The organism is uncultured Paraglaciecola sp., assembly GCF_963977085.1.
In the GTDB taxonomy this organism is placed as follows: Bacteria; Pseudomonadota; Gammaproteobacteria; order Enterobacterales; family Alteromonadaceae; genus Paraglaciecola.
The window spans coordinates 14,136-28,064 of the sequence record NZ_CAXBNC010000035.1 but is presented as its reverse complement, the minus strand read 5'-3'; the positions used below and the strand labels follow the sequence as shown (position 1 = coordinate 28,064).

Sequence of the window (13,929 nt, the reverse complement as noted above, 5' to 3'; positions counted from 1 at the left end):
AAGCCGCCAGTTAACAACACTGCGATTATTGCTGCCATAGGTGCTAAAACCAAACCGCCAGTTAACAACACTGCGATTATTGCTGCAATAGGTGCTAAAACCAAGCCACCGGTTAACAACACTGCGATTATTGCTGCCATTGGTGCTAAAACAAAGCCGCCAGTTAACAACACTGCCATCATTGCGGCCATTGGCGCCAAAACCAAACCGCCGGTAAACAACACTGCGATTATTGCTGCAATAGGTGCTAAAACCAAGCCACCAGTTAACAACACTGCCATCATTGCTGCCATAGGTGCTAAAACCAAGCCACCAGTTAACAACACTGCGATTATTGCTGCCATAGGTGCTAAAACCAAGCCGCCAGTTAACAACACTGCGATTATTGCTGCCATAGGTGCTAAAACCAAACCACCGGTTAACAACACAGCGATTATTGCTGCCATTGGCGCCAAAACCAAGCCACCGGTTAACAACACTGCGATTATTGCTGCCATAGGTGCTAAAACCAAGCCACCGGTTAACAACACAGCGATTATTGCTGCCATTGGCGCCAAAACCAAGCCACCGGTTAACAACACTGCGATTATTGCTGCCATAGGTGCTAAAACCAAGCCACCTATAAGTCACGCCTAAATTAACTCGGTTGACCTTGTTAAAACAAAGTTTACAAAACTTATAATGACTAAATATTATCCAAAGATTCTTTCGTCTCATCTGAGGCGAAACTATTTTTATAATAAATAATATTTAATAGCTTTACGAATCATAATCTTACCCAATAAAGTGCAATTAATTCACCTCGTGGAGTCAAATCCACATTTTTATTTGTACTCTTAACATTGAGAATGAAAGCAGAGATTAATAATAATAATGATCCACAACTCTGCTGTTGTATCAATAATCATAAGAGGAACCAAAAAATGTATATTAATGGTGCAGATCTAAGAAAAATGCGTCTTGATGCTGGGTTAACTACGGTTAAAATGGCAAAACTGGCTAATGTGAAAACACGCAAGACTTACGAGAATTGGGAAAAAAATATCGGAGCCCCGAGTATGAACCAATTTATCGCAATGTGTGTGGGCTGTAATTACAACTCATCTAAGTTTGTAAAATTAGCAGTTGATCGCCAAGACTCTACAGAAAACCTAAATGTAACGGCTGCACGTCGTTAAATCTTAGTTGGGGGCGATAGTCCCCCTTCCACATACTCTATTAATTAGCTTTACCCTAAGTAACAACACATTATCAAAGCATCTTCCTTACCTTTTTCACTTGGGTAATAATTTACTCTCTGCTCCACTACAATAAAGCCAGCATTATCATAAAGCTTGATTGCCGCGGCATTAGACTCACGTACTTCAAGCCAAATTTGTTGAATATTATGTTGGTTGCAATGATCCATAAGATGTTGCAATAAGGACTTCCCTACCCCCTTACCTCGATGAGCCGCGCCTACAACTATGTCCATCAACGTCACTTCATCTAAGACTCTCATACCAATGTAATAACCTAAAGGCTGATTATCTAAGTCAAGTGAATAGGCAAAATATGGCTTAGTTAAACAATCGTCGAATATTTTTCGGGACCAAGGTGAGAATTGTCCTTGTTTATGAAGCTCAAAATAAGGATCGCTATTTTGAGCAATTAGTGGTGAAAAACAAGGCTTAGTCAAAGATAGTGCACTCAATATTAACTTAACATTCAATTAAATATTTGGCGCTTTGTAATTGCAGCCAAAGTTGTTTCTTAGTAGCAGACTGATACAACTCAGATAAAGGTGGAGTAATCAGTTGTTTATTCTGGAAGCCTAGGTTATCGCCAATAACCCAACTAAGGGGATAGTCTGAATAGTGACTGAGTTGCTCAGTCGAAACATATTTGAGTTCCTTAGCTTCCAGCCCTAACGCTATTAATACATCAGTAAAAATTTGAAGTTGGGCATCGCTTTGAGAACATGTCACTAGTACCGCGTCAGTCGTTTCATTTTTTTGAGTCTGTACTTTAAGTTGTTTTAATTTTTCTAACGCATCAACTCTTGAAACCACATCAGATGAGGTGACAACAGGATCACTAGTTTGATTTTCGACTTTGGGTTGATTTTGTTTTTGATTGACTAACTGCCATGAAACAATCCCCATTTCATTTAAAACGGCGCGCTGATAATCACTTAACACTAGATGAGAGGTATTTTCCATTGCAACAGATTAACATGAATTTAATTGGGATAACTGACGTTTAAGAAAAGTTGGCAGGAGTGGAGGGATTCGAACCCCCAACCATCGGTTTTGGAGACCGCTGTTCTACCAATTGGAACTACACTCCTGCTGACGGGCTGAATTATACTGACGGAAAACAAAAGGTAAAGTGATTTTGCTTTCAGTATTGATATCTTATGTGCAACTGCACGTTTTATGAACTAAAACCCTATTTTCACTTAACTAAAGCGTCAACTTGACTGTCGAGCAGCCTCGTACCAAAGCTTATAGGTTAGTTCAACAAGGGGTTTCATCATCGCGACCTTCTTAACCACCTCTGATAATCGTTGTTCACTATATTGGGCATAGAATGCACATAAACTCGCTTCTTCAGATGAGCTAAAACCATTCACCGCAACGCAAGATGCTAAATCAAAATAAGGGCAAGATATGGCGCAGTATTCCCAATCAAATATTTTATTATTTTGGTTATGGGTAACGTGAGACAACGCCAAATCATTATGACAAAACACCTTTTTGGTGTCGCAAGCCCGATACCATATGGATGCATATTTATCGAATGTCTGCTGCATCGAGTCTGAAACAGGTACATCAATTAGACTTAAATAATGTTGCCATTGGCTTGGCAAATCTAGTTCTGGCGCATCTATCTTGGTGTTGTGCAATTTTGTTAAAGCAGAGGCTAAGCACTTAGTGATGGTGAGGCTTGATTCGCCAATTTGATCTAAGGTTGGGGAGTCAAGCCATTGATCAATTTGAAAACTCAATGACTTTGAAAGATAAACGGGCTTTACCGCAAGTCCCTCAGTTGCAAGTACAGATTGAATACGGAATAACTTTCTTCTATCCAAAAGTGCAATTTTATCTGACTCAAACGTTTTAACAAAGTAGCTTTGGTTAGATGTTTGCAGGCGATAACTACTGTTTATTGTGCCCCCATTAATTGCAGTGAGATCAAAGTCAGACTGGATAAAATTCAAGCCAGTTAGCTCAGCTTCCAACATAACTTTTAAGTCATTCATATCGCCTCTTTTTGGCTTTGCATATTAACGGGTTTTATCCTCCAATTATTAAAACCATATACCGCAAAGCCGGTATAACAAATAAACAAGATCCCAGTTAATGCTAAGTCTTTGGCAAAATAAAGGTAAGCAGCAAATAAATTTATGACAATCCAATACAACCAATTTTCGCGGACTTTATGGGCTACGAGCATAGTAGTGAAAACACTAAAAACCGTTATAAACGCATCGAGATAAATATATCTTGCGTCTAATACTGTATTTGCAAAGTGGCTTAATAGGAATGCGCTAATGGTCAATCCAACAATACAAATGATATGTTGATAGAGTGGCCAACTCTGCACTGCAATAGTATCAGCTTGCTTATCACGCCACTTTAACACGCCATAAACAGCCATAATCAAATAGTAAAAGTTAAGGGCGGTATGAAAAGGCAAAGATACATGCCAAAACAACCAAATGTAGATGCCGGTGCTGACCAAAGCACAAGGCCAACACCATATGTTTTGACGAGCAGCTAACCAAACATAAGCGAGTGCTAAAACAACCGCAATCCCTTCCAAAAATGAAGTTGCAGCAAGTTGTGTGAGTAAACTTTCCATTAAATGTCGGTACTCATCTTATCGCCATTTAAGAATTTACAAACAAAAATAGCCTGCCCTACTTTTTCATGACTGCGCTGCATTTCTTCAGCCAATAATTGCATAGTGGGCAGGTATTCACCACTTACAATTGTGCTGGTTGCAGAGGTAGTCACCTTGATATTTTTGTAACTATTCAAACGGTCAATAAACTCCTGAATGGGCGGAATGTATTGTTCATTAAGTGGGTACATGGATAATTCTGCAACTAATTTCATAAAAACTCCTTATAAAAAAGCCAAACTATTATTAGTTCGGCTCTTAAAATATGATTAATATTGATACCTAAGGTTTACCCCTAAACGACGTGGTTCAGCAAACTGTTCATAAACATGTGCTGCGTATTCATCTCTAGGATCATTACCAAAATAAAATCCGCGATTCGCATATTGCTCATCGAATAAGTTTCGTGCGTACAAACTAATTTGCCAGTTGGCTAAATGGAAATCTAAACTGGTGTGAGCAAGGACAACTTGTTCAGATTTGTTGTCATGACTAAATGAGTAAAAGAATTCATCCTTTGCATCAAACTCAATTAACCAGTTAACGCTCTCAGATATTTGCCAATTTAGTCCTGCATTTATGTGGTAAGTAGGCGCATGGGCTTGATCTCTACCATCTATAGTTGTGCCATCCTGTCGGGTGATTTTACTAATTTCGGTTTTTAGATATCCCAAGTTCGCAAAGGCATCAAGGGTGTTTGAAAACATGTAATTGATACTCACTTCGATTCCATAATTTTTACCGTCTGCGGCGTTATCATAGAAATCAACAAAGGACTGTTCATTTACAATCGAGTTTTTATATTGCACATCATCACGTTTTTGATAAAAAGTGCTGAAATCCAACTGCAGACTTCCATCTTGATTTGAACCTTTAATGCCAAACTCTACCCCTATGAGAGATTCAGCTTCGAAAATAGCATTGTTGAGTATATCTTGCTTAAACTCAGCGACATCTTCATCATCCACTTTACTTAGTGATTGACCATTTACCCCGCCCATTTTGAAGCTACGTAATACACTCCCATAAAGCATACTGCTTTGACCTACTTGTTGGTGATAGCTTATTTCTGCCCCCCAATCTGAATGTTCAATTGATTCATTGATTAAGTTGGAGTCTTGGTAATCCAGCGTTTGTGATGCTAGGCGTAAACTTGTTGTCACCCATTGAGTATCTGATAATAAGTATTTATATTGTCCGAACACTGCACTATCAATTCGGTCAACCTTACTATCGAAAGTGGCGTCTTGCCAAAGGTCAAAATCAAAAAACAGCCTATTTAACTCTTCGGTTTCATTAGAATAATACGCACCAATTACCCATGAATTTTTGGTACGACTTTTACTGCTTAACTTCATCTGAAGAGAGCTGTCTTGGCGGTCTCTAAAATAGTAATCAGTAGAAGAGTACTCCCAGCCAGGCGCTATTCCTACATAACTCCAATCTTCGTCATACCCGTACCCCAGATCTGCTTGTAAGAAACTAGTTTGAAATTGTAAATCAGCGAAGTCGAGTCCTGCGTAATCAAAAGTGATACCTAAGGCTTCACTCTCTTGTGTATCTAGGCCTGGTTCATCGGACAAGGTTGTTCTGTCTAAGTTAAGTGAAAATGTATCGTAACCGTTATCAACATCAATAAGATGAACAACTGTTTTAATGGATAAATCATCACTTACTTGCCAATTAAGTTTACCCCTAGAGGTAAATTCATCAATATTATTGGTATCATCGCGACCTAACCAGGTGTTTTTAATAAAACCATCACTGTTATTTTGATGTAGCGACAAACGATAATTAACTGAATCACTTAAGGCTCCACCCATAGCGGCCCCTACATTCCAACTACCGTAATTCGCAAAACCAAATTGTGTATTTAAATTAAAATCATCAGTCGCTTCTTTGCTAATAACATTAATCATTCCCGCAAGACCATCTGCACCAAAACGCGCACTATTTGGTCCTTTAAAAATTTCTATTTGTGCAATATCAAAAGTGCTGGCACCTGCTAGTAATCCAGAATAATTAATGCCATCAACCAAATAGCCAACAGATGGATTGACCGGATCGGTAAACTGGCTACGTTCGCCAATTCCTCTTATTTGCACAAACCGACCTCGACTCGCACCACTTGCAAAATTGACATTAGCAGCTCTATTAAAAATATCTTCGAGATGTTGCGCTTGACGCTCTGCAATTTCAGATTCATTTATTACCGAAATACTCGTCGCCATTTGTGATAATGGAGTGGCAGTCATTGCGCCTTGAACCGTAATGGTCTCTATATCGCTTTCTGCTGCTTGAGTATCTGATTGTTGCGCGGTGGCAAGGGTATTAACCAATATTAAGCTAATGACACTAGCTAAGGTTTTTTTACTACATTTCATTTAAAAGGATCTCTTCAGAAAAGTTTGAAAAGATCCGGGTTTACGGCAGGTAAATGGGAATAAGTTTGTCTTACCATTCCTACGCCGGCATTATCCGGATCAGGTATAAGGGTTTATGAGTGCGAACTCAAGTCTCAGCCACATGGCTCCCCTTGGTTGTTCAATACAAGTGTTTTAGTTAGCTTGCATTAATCGCAAGCAGTGTAACAGGCATATAAACCTCCGCAATAGATGAATAGGAATTTGTAAGTTTAAAATAGTATTTATTTTGCCATTTTAGGTTTGACTGTATTTAATGATAACCAAGTGCAATATCCCTAAACCACATTCGTATTCTTGAAAAACTTTGCTTACACTAGCAAACACTGTGCAAACGCCCAAAATAAGAAGTTTTTGTGAATTTACCCGAGCAGCTAAACCAATGGCTAAAACAACGTCATTCAAAATTATGTCATAGGCAGTTATTGGTCATAACAGGTCAGGAGGCGTGGGCAACAGAAACTGCTAGCACCTTATTACGTGAAAAAGACCAACAAAAGATTTTATGGGTTGGAAACTCCCAAGTTGAATATGACAATATTAGTGTTAAAAACTACCGCTCAAAATTAGGTCATGAATATGACTGGGTGATACTAAACTGCTTTAGTGGGTTTAGGGCCAATGCGGCCATGGCCTTAAGTGGCACTATCACAGCAAATGGATTAATGGTTTTGTTATGTCCTGAATTATCGCAATGGCCATATTATGCGGATCCCGAACAACTCAATCGCATTTCCTATGGTTACCAACAAAAAGATACCCAGAGTTTTTTCATTCAACACTTAGTTGACGCCTTTAGAGGAGACAGTGCCGTTGCAATTTTATCTGCCAATCAATTTGCTGCTAAGATTTCTTTTGTAGAAGATAGTTTAGATAAAAAAAAATATGATGAACAAGAAATGGCTGTCAAAAAAATCTGTCAAGTTGCACAAGGACATAGAAATAGACCTTTAGTTTTAACTGCAGACCGAGGCCGCGGAAAGTCTTCCGCCTTAGGCATTGCCGCAGCTCGATTAATGCAAACATCAAAAAAAACCATTTATTTAACCGCACCGCATATTAACACTGTTGAACAGGTATTTGTTCATAATCAACGATTATTGCCTGATGCGTTAACAACCTCTAATAGTGTGACTTATCAGTCAAGTTCACTAACGTTTAAACCAATAGATAAATTATTAGAAGATGAAAGCCCCCCAGACTTATTATTAGTAGATGAAGCGTCTGCAATACCCGTACATATTCTTTGTAAACTTGCGAAAACGTTTCCTCGTATTGTGTTTAGTTCAACCGTTCATGGATATGAAGGCAGCGGTCGTGGGTTTGAAATGCGCTTTATAAAACAACTATCTCTACTAAAACCTAATTTCAAAAGAATCCATCTTTCACAACCAATACGCTGGTATAAACAGGATACTTTAGAACAATTTTGGTTAAACACTTTATTCCATACTGAGCCACAAAGTCACAAAGATATTGAGCCCGTGAGCGAAACAATTAGTTGTCGGTACATTTCCAAAAGCGAATTACTTAGCAACAAAACGCTATTAGCAGATATTTTTGGATTATTAATAGACGCCCACTACCAAACCAGTCAAGACGATTTGCAACGATTATTAGACGCCCCTGAAATAAAATGTTTTGTTATGACCAGAGGCACAACTTTACTAGGAGTAGCGCAAATAATCGAAGAAGGAGGCAAGGACTTTACCGAACTAGCCGAAAATATTGCTGATTGTAGCAGGCGCGTAAAAGGGCATTTAGTAGCGCAAAACATTACCTCAACTTACAACATCCCCTCTTACCTATTGGCTAGTCAGTGGCGTATTAGCAGAATAGCAATAATCCCTGAACATCAATGCAAAGGACTTGGGAAACAATTAATTAATTTCGTGGAGCAACAGGCGAAGCAGCATCAAATTAGTTTTTTAACCGCCTCATTTGGTTGCAATACAAACATATTAAAGTTTTGGAACAAAAGTGAATTTTTGCTGGCTAAACTAAGCGCAAAGCCTGAAATATCAAGTGGTGAGCATAGTGGCATTTGTATTAAACCTTTGACAAATGACAGATTGGAAATGCTTACGGCTATTCACATTGAATTTTACCAAGAGTTGCTTTATCAGTTAGACAAAAACTTTCAGAATGTGTCTGAAGACATGCTTGTGCAAATTCTACGATTTAAACCAACCTCCACTGGGGGATCATGTCTCAATGTGCTCTTATTGAGACAATTTGCTTTCGGGAAACGCGCCTATTCAAGCTGCAAACGCCTTTTAAAAGAGTATCTGATAGTTAATCCGGCTTCTCTCTCAAAATTAGCCACACCTGATCAAAAGCTATTGGTGGCGGCACTGATACAAAATAAAACGGATAAGGAGCTTTGTAAAAACTTTAGCTTGAGTGGTAAAAAACAAATCGAACAAGCCTTAAAATATAACTTTGCAAAAATACTCTTAGAAAAAGCCTAAATTCTGGATACAATTTGCTGCAAGATTATTATATTTACAGCAAAACAATATGTAAGCTAGAGTTGATTGGCTGAGGCACTTTAACGCTGAATGTTAGACTCTATGGCCTATCCAAAATTCAGCTTAACTAGCCACTTTTTAGTTTAAGACCTTTAATATAGCCAGAAGACTTGAATAATCATCTGTCCATAAAACCTTTTGATAACGTTCTTTCACTAATGCAGTTTGCCTTGCAATTAACTTTGGTGACTGGGTTAATTTGTTATTATTTGTCAACACTACCCACTGTGTGTCGTGTTCATTACCACCACCTGGCGTTTCAAAAAACATAACCTGCATATCTAAAGTATAACTATGATGTAAAATAACTGGTAACAATGACAAATGTCTATTGGAAATGTGAATCGCGATAACACCTTGGTTTTTGATATGCTGTTGATACAATAAAAATGCTTCATAAGTCATCAAATGAGTGGGGATCAAATCCCCTGAAAAAGCATCGATGACGAGTAAATCAAAAGTATTTTTTTCACCTAAATCTAACTCTTTTTGCAATGTAACCCGAGCGTCGCCTAATTTCACATCTACTTCAGCCTCTGTACTGTCTAAATAATTAAAATAGTTATATGCAAAATCTGACACTAATGGATTTAATTCGTAAAAAGTATAATGGTCACCAGATTGACCGTAAGCTGCTAACGCCCCTACCCCTAAACCTATGATCCCCACATTTAATTTATCCTTGTCCGACAGCGCCTCAATGACCATCTGCACACCAGTACCCGGGCGATAATAACTCAAAGGAATAGCTGATTTAGAAAGAGGTAATGCTTGGCTTCCGTGGGATGTAGTACCGTCTATTAACCTTCTTTCGTTGACTTTACCTTCAGTTATATCTTTCACAGAAAGTATGCCGTAAAAATTTCGACCATTTGCAATATCGTATTGCTGGTATTGATTGTTGAGTTGAGTAAAAGCCGATAACCAAACCACTGCCACTATGAGACTCCCCGCAGCCAATATGGAGAGTTGACGATTAGCCGCAACAGCAGTTTTATTGGAAGTAGTAACAACTATCCCTTGTTGTTTATTCCACCACAATGAAGCCGCAGCAAGCACTAAGACACTGAATACTGCCAAGGGAAATTCTAAAAATTCATTGAACACATTTTTAGCGACAAAAGACACTATCAAACTACCGCAAACTCCACCGGCAGACAAAATCAAATAAAACAAACTAGTGTTGCCTTGTTGCGGTTTGAGTGAATTTAATTCGCCGTGGCAAATCATACAACCGCACAATAAAATCGAAAGATAAATCATTAACTGAGTAATGATGTCAAATTGACCACCTATAAAATAAATAAACAAGGCCACAAATGACAACAACATAAAGAAAGGTAACCAAATTTTCCTCACATACATACCTAGATTACTGAATGCCACTACATAGGTAAGTAAATAAATCGCTAAAGGCGCCAGCCATAAAAAAGGAACGGGAGGTATATTTTGTGTCAATGCGTTGGTCGTTGAGACTAACAAAATCACGCCTAAAGCAGAGAGTGCAAACCATAAGAGAAGCCTGAAGAAGCCAACTTTAGAATTGATAAGCTGCTGAGCAATGACCGGTCTATTTTTATTATTCTGCTTCACAACAATAAAAAATATCCAGCCAACCAAAAGCACAAATACCCCATAAATAATGGACCATAATTTAATTTGCCAATCGAGTGACATAAAAGGTTCGATTAAGACTGGGTAACTAATTAGCGCTAGAAATGAACCTACATTCGAAATGGCATATAACCTATAGGGTTGCGCGCCATTAGTTTCGCTGGTGAACCATTGCTGCAAAAGTGGTGTATTCGCTGACAATATCAAATAAGGAAAACCAAGCCCTAAAAACAGTACTTTTAATACTGCCCAGGTTGGCGTACCTGTTACTTGTATAGTTTGAATGTCAGCAAGACTAAGTGGCAATAAAAACAAGCTCAGAATCAATAGTGCCAAATGCGCAACAATCTGAGACCGTACAGCTAGGATTTTAGTCAGTGTGAAGGCATATAAATACCCTATCAATAAAAAGAACTGAAAAAACAACATACAAGTGGTCCATACACTGGCACCACCACCAAACCAAGGGAGTATTGTTTTTGATATAATAGGTTGTATTAGAAATACTAAAAAAGCACTGACAAAAACTGAAATGAAGTATTGCATTAATTATTCTGATATTAGCTTAAGATTGGACACTTATTAGGCGCGCTAAAATACTATATTTAGCAAGTTAATCAAATGTGGAATGTAAAAAAAGCTCCCTTAGGAGCTTTTTGAATTAAAGTTTAATATTGCGGTTTTTAGCCTTTTCCTTGATATAAGGTTCCCAACTTCGAGCATTACGAGCTGTAGATCTATCCTTCTTTGCTTCCAATACATGTTTGTAAGCAGATCTAAAATCACCTTTATCAAAATGGGCTTGCATCATAGCTAAATGAATGGCGCCAGTTTTATCTGAGCCTCCATCCAAAGCTTTCTGAAGTGCAGCAATAGCGTCGCTATATTTTTCTATAGCGTAATACACCATGCCCTGCTTCTGATACAAATCAGGATCAGAACCCATCAAAGCTGATTGTCCATAATAGTCAGCCGCTTCCTTAAACTCTTTAGCCTGTTGATATGAAGATGCAATAGAAGACAGCATTCTTTCGTCTTTGGCAACTAAACCAGACTTAACATGCTTCTCTAATATTTGCGCCGCTTTAACGGGTATATCATTCATAGAATACAACTGACTCAGCGCCTTAATCTCAGCTGCCTTAGTTAGGTAACCTTGATTATAAGCCATCTCAAATGTAGACAATGCCTTCTTGTGATCTTCTACAAGCATGTAAAAGAAACCAAGTTGCGTCCACTGAGCTTTGTCATCAGGAAATATCCGAACAGTTTCTTCTTGCACTTCAATTGTTTCTTTATACATTTTACGATTGTAATAAGAAGTCATTTTAAGTGCATAAGCTGTTTTATTAGGCTTTTCAGCTAAGGCAATTGCCTTATTGATTGGCGCAATAATTTCAGCAAATTTACCTGTCTGATAATAAGCATTGGCCATTCTAAAGTAGACGTCAAAATCTTCTTTACAAGTGACCTTCATCCACTCTTGGTAGTACTTAATTGCACTATCGTATTGCTCTTCCTGAAGACTCAAATCAGCAATCAACTTTAAAGTACCAACTTGTTCTGCATCGTTAAGCTTATTAGGCGCAACAGCTTTTTGTAAGTACTCAATAGCTTTTTGTGCTTTACCCGTCTGAGTCGCTAACAGATTACCGATAAATCTATCGGTAAACGCACGGTCAAATGTATCAGAAGCATCAATTTCATAAAGAATTTCCAATGCTTCATCAATCAGATCAGTATTGTAAGCTTCTAGGGCTTTACCCACTTTCTTACCAACCTTTTGACCAGGAATATTAGTCGTTCCGCGCTTATAATCTGGGCAAGCAATGGGAGCTGAAACCTGAGCATAAACGCTAGTCGGAATAATAGTGGCAACAGACATCACTGAAACCACACATAAATGTTTTAGATGTTTATTCATTATGATTGATCCAACTTAAAGTCTAGTTGCACTGTTAGGCCGAATTGTTTCATCGGTTTACCGTCTTCGATTTTGGGCTTGTATTTCCATTTACCTAGCGCACGTCTTGCTTCACGGTCAAACACGCGCTTTGGATCCGCATCAATAACTTTGACGTCCTCTACACCACCCACTTCGTTGATAGTAAAAGATAGTTTAACCCAACCTTCTTTACCATCTCGTGCTGCTTGAACCGGATATTTTGGTTCAATTCTTACGATAGGTGTAGCATCACCATCACGCATTGCACCTACGCTACCAATATTAACCGACGCACCACCTACATCTACACTAGGCATATTAAAACCTAATCCATCTGTATTCACTTCAGCCACATCCGGTTCAACAGGCTCAATTTTTGGAGGCTGTTTAGGCGGAGGAGGCGGAGGCGGCGGAACTCGTTGTCTGAGCTGCGTCGCGTCATCTGGTGTATTCATAACAATATCAATTACAACTGTTTTACCAGGATCTGGTGGTGGCTTTCCAGAATTAGAAATCAACTCTGCCATTAAAACAAAAAGAGCAAAAGCGATTACACCACCAATAAATATAGAAACTATTAATCGACCCATACTAACCACCTTCAGTTGCAATTGAGATGCGATCAATACCGGCCGCTTTAATTTGATCCATAACTTCAATAACCACTCCGTGTTCAGCTTCTTTGTCAGCTTGGATAATGATAACGTCAGAGGGTTGCTCAGCCATTAAACGTTCTAAATTAGAACGCACAAGATCTGTTTCAACCTTACGTTTATCAATCCAAACATCTCCATCTTCTGTTATTCCGATGAAAATATTTGCATTTTTGGGCATGACAGCAAGTGAACCATTAGGTTTATTAACGTTAACACCTGCTTCTTTTACAAAAACAGTGGTAACAATGAAGAAGATCAACATTATGAACACTATGTCTAGCATAGGTGTCATATCAATTTCAGCATCTTCTTCTACTCGAACTTTACGACCCATAAGATCCTCTCTTTAATGATGGGGCAAGGCATCTACTAACTTTTCTCTAGCTATTTTAACTTTAGCTTCCAAACGAGAACTAAAGAAAACACCAGATAAAGCAGCAACCATTCCAGCCATAGTTGGAATAGTAGCCATAGAAATCCCTGCAGCCATTAGACGAGGGTTACTTGTACCCTGAGTTGCCATGGTCTCGAACACACCGATCATGCCGGTAACTGTTCCCAACAGACCAATTAGAGGGCACATAGCTACAAGTGTTTTTATTAGCAACATTCTTGTACCTAGACCATCTGAAGCTTGTGAAATCCATGTGTCACGGATTCTATGCGCATACCATGAGGTAGTGTCTTCTCGTGCATCCCAGTTAGAGACAATCTCATCTCGCAACTTAGGAAAAACAGAAGCCAAATACCAGAAGCGCTCTATCATAAATGCCCACATAAGAAAGAGCGCAGCTGCGACAACGTAAAGTACGTCACCGCCAGCAGCAATAAAATCCCTGACAGACTCCCATTGTTCTATCAGAAATAACATC

14 protein-coding genes, 1 tRNA gene and 1 riboswitch are annotated in these 13,929 nt (G+C 38.7%); of the genes, 2 read left to right on the top strand and 13 right to left on the bottom strand.

Annotation, left to right across the window (positions count from 1 at the left end; translation table 11 throughout):
* On the bottom strand, window positions 1–599 hold a 599-nt coding region (locus AAC000_RS22620; RefSeq protein ID WP_339726131.1), incomplete at its 3' end, for a hypothetical protein.
* Between the two features lie 324 nt (window positions 600–923).
* Between AAC000_RS22620 and AAC000_RS22615 the strand changes: the two genes are divergently transcribed.
* The gene (locus AAC000_RS22615; RefSeq protein ID WP_215929160.1) at window positions 924–1,178 is read left to right on the top strand and encodes a helix-turn-helix transcriptional regulator; all 255 of its coding nucleotides are present in this window, start codon (window positions 924–926) and stop codon (window positions 1,176–1,178) included.
* Between the two features lie 50 nt (window positions 1,179–1,228).
* On the opposite strand, the gene rimI is transcribed toward AAC000_RS22615, so the two are convergent.
* The 7 genes from rimI to AAC000_RS22580 all read right to left on the bottom strand — a co-directional run bounded on the left by rimI (window position 1,229) and on the right by AAC000_RS22580 (window position 6,272).
* On the bottom strand, window positions 1,229–1,693 hold the full coding sequence (rimI, locus tag AAC000_RS22610) for a ribosomal protein S18-alanine N-acetyltransferase (protein WP_339726128.1): 465 nt from the start codon (window positions 1,691–1,693) through the stop codon (window positions 1,229–1,231).
* Window positions 1,694–1,700: 7 nt separating this feature from the next.
* Window positions 1,701–2,201: a DNA polymerase III subunit psi gene (locus AAC000_RS22605; protein WP_339726126.1), complete on the bottom strand. Its 501-nt coding sequence runs from the start codon at window positions 2,199–2,201 to the stop codon at window positions 1,701–1,703.
* A gap of 51 nt (window positions 2,202–2,252) precedes the next feature.
* Window positions 2,253–2,329: transfer RNA gene (locus tag AAC000_RS22600), tRNA-Trp, on the bottom strand.
* A 123-nt stretch (window positions 2,330–2,452) separates the two neighbouring features.
* On the bottom strand, window positions 2,453–3,244 hold the full coding sequence (locus tag AAC000_RS22595; protein ID WP_339726123.1) for a phosphotransferase: 792 nt from the start codon (window positions 3,242–3,244) through the stop codon (window positions 2,453–2,455).
* Entirely contained in the window at window positions 3,241–3,846 is a 606-nt protein-coding gene (gene pnuC, locus AAC000_RS22590; RefSeq protein WP_339726120.1) for a nicotinamide riboside transporter PnuC, read from the bottom strand. Before pnuC ends, AAC000_RS22595 begins: the two co-directional genes overlap by 4 nt.
* A complete protein-coding gene (locus tag AAC000_RS22585) occupies window positions 3,846–4,103 on the bottom strand; it encodes a hypothetical protein (protein ID WP_339726118.1) in 258 nt (85 codons plus the stop codon). The genes pnuC and AAC000_RS22585 overlap by 1 nt, the downstream gene beginning before the upstream one ends.
* 54 nt (window positions 4,104–4,157) lie before the next feature.
* Entirely contained in the window at window positions 4,158–6,272 is a 2,115-nt protein-coding gene (locus AAC000_RS22580; protein WP_339726116.1) for a TonB-dependent receptor plug domain-containing protein, read from the bottom strand.
* A 59-nt stretch (window positions 6,273–6,331) separates the two neighbouring features.
* A riboswitch (TPP riboswitch) is annotated at window positions 6,332–6,435 on the bottom strand.
* A gap of 232 nt (window positions 6,436–6,667) precedes the next feature.
* On the opposite strand from AAC000_RS22580, the gene AAC000_RS22575 reads away from it, so the two are divergent.
* Window positions 6,668–8,782, top strand: a complete 2,115-nt coding sequence (locus tag AAC000_RS22575) for a GNAT family N-acetyltransferase (protein WP_339726114.1) — start codon at window positions 6,668–6,670, stop codon at window positions 8,780–8,782.
* 138 nt (window positions 8,783–8,920) lie between these two features.
* Here AAC000_RS22575 and AAC000_RS22570 read toward each other — a convergent pair whose 3' ends face one another.
* The 5 genes from AAC000_RS22570 to AAC000_RS22550 form a co-directional block, all read right to left on the bottom strand.
* Window positions 8,921–11,002 (bottom strand): hypothetical protein, encoded by a 2,082-nt coding sequence (locus AAC000_RS22570; RefSeq protein WP_339726113.1) that lies wholly within the window; start codon window positions 11,000–11,002, stop codon window positions 8,921–8,923.
* A 115-nt stretch (window positions 11,003–11,117) separates the two neighbouring features.
* Entirely contained in the window at window positions 11,118–12,380 is a 1,263-nt protein-coding gene (locus AAC000_RS22565) for a hypothetical protein (protein ID WP_339726111.1), read from the bottom strand.
* A complete protein-coding gene (locus AAC000_RS22560) occupies window positions 12,380–12,991 on the bottom strand; it encodes an energy transducer TonB (RefSeq protein WP_339726109.1) in 612 nt (203 codons plus the stop codon). Before AAC000_RS22560 ends, AAC000_RS22565 begins: the two co-directional genes overlap by 1 nt.
* A 1-nt stretch (window position 12,992) precedes the next feature.
* Window positions 12,993–13,391, bottom strand: a complete 399-nt coding sequence (locus AAC000_RS22555; protein ID WP_339726107.1) for a biopolymer transporter ExbD — start codon at window positions 13,389–13,391, stop codon at window positions 12,993–12,995.
* Window positions 13,392–13,403: 12 nt separating this feature from the next.
* Entirely contained in the window at window positions 13,404–13,928 is a 525-nt protein-coding gene (locus tag AAC000_RS22550) for a MotA/TolQ/ExbB proton channel family protein (RefSeq protein ID WP_339726105.1), read from the bottom strand.
* Window position 13,929: the final 1 nt, after the last annotated feature.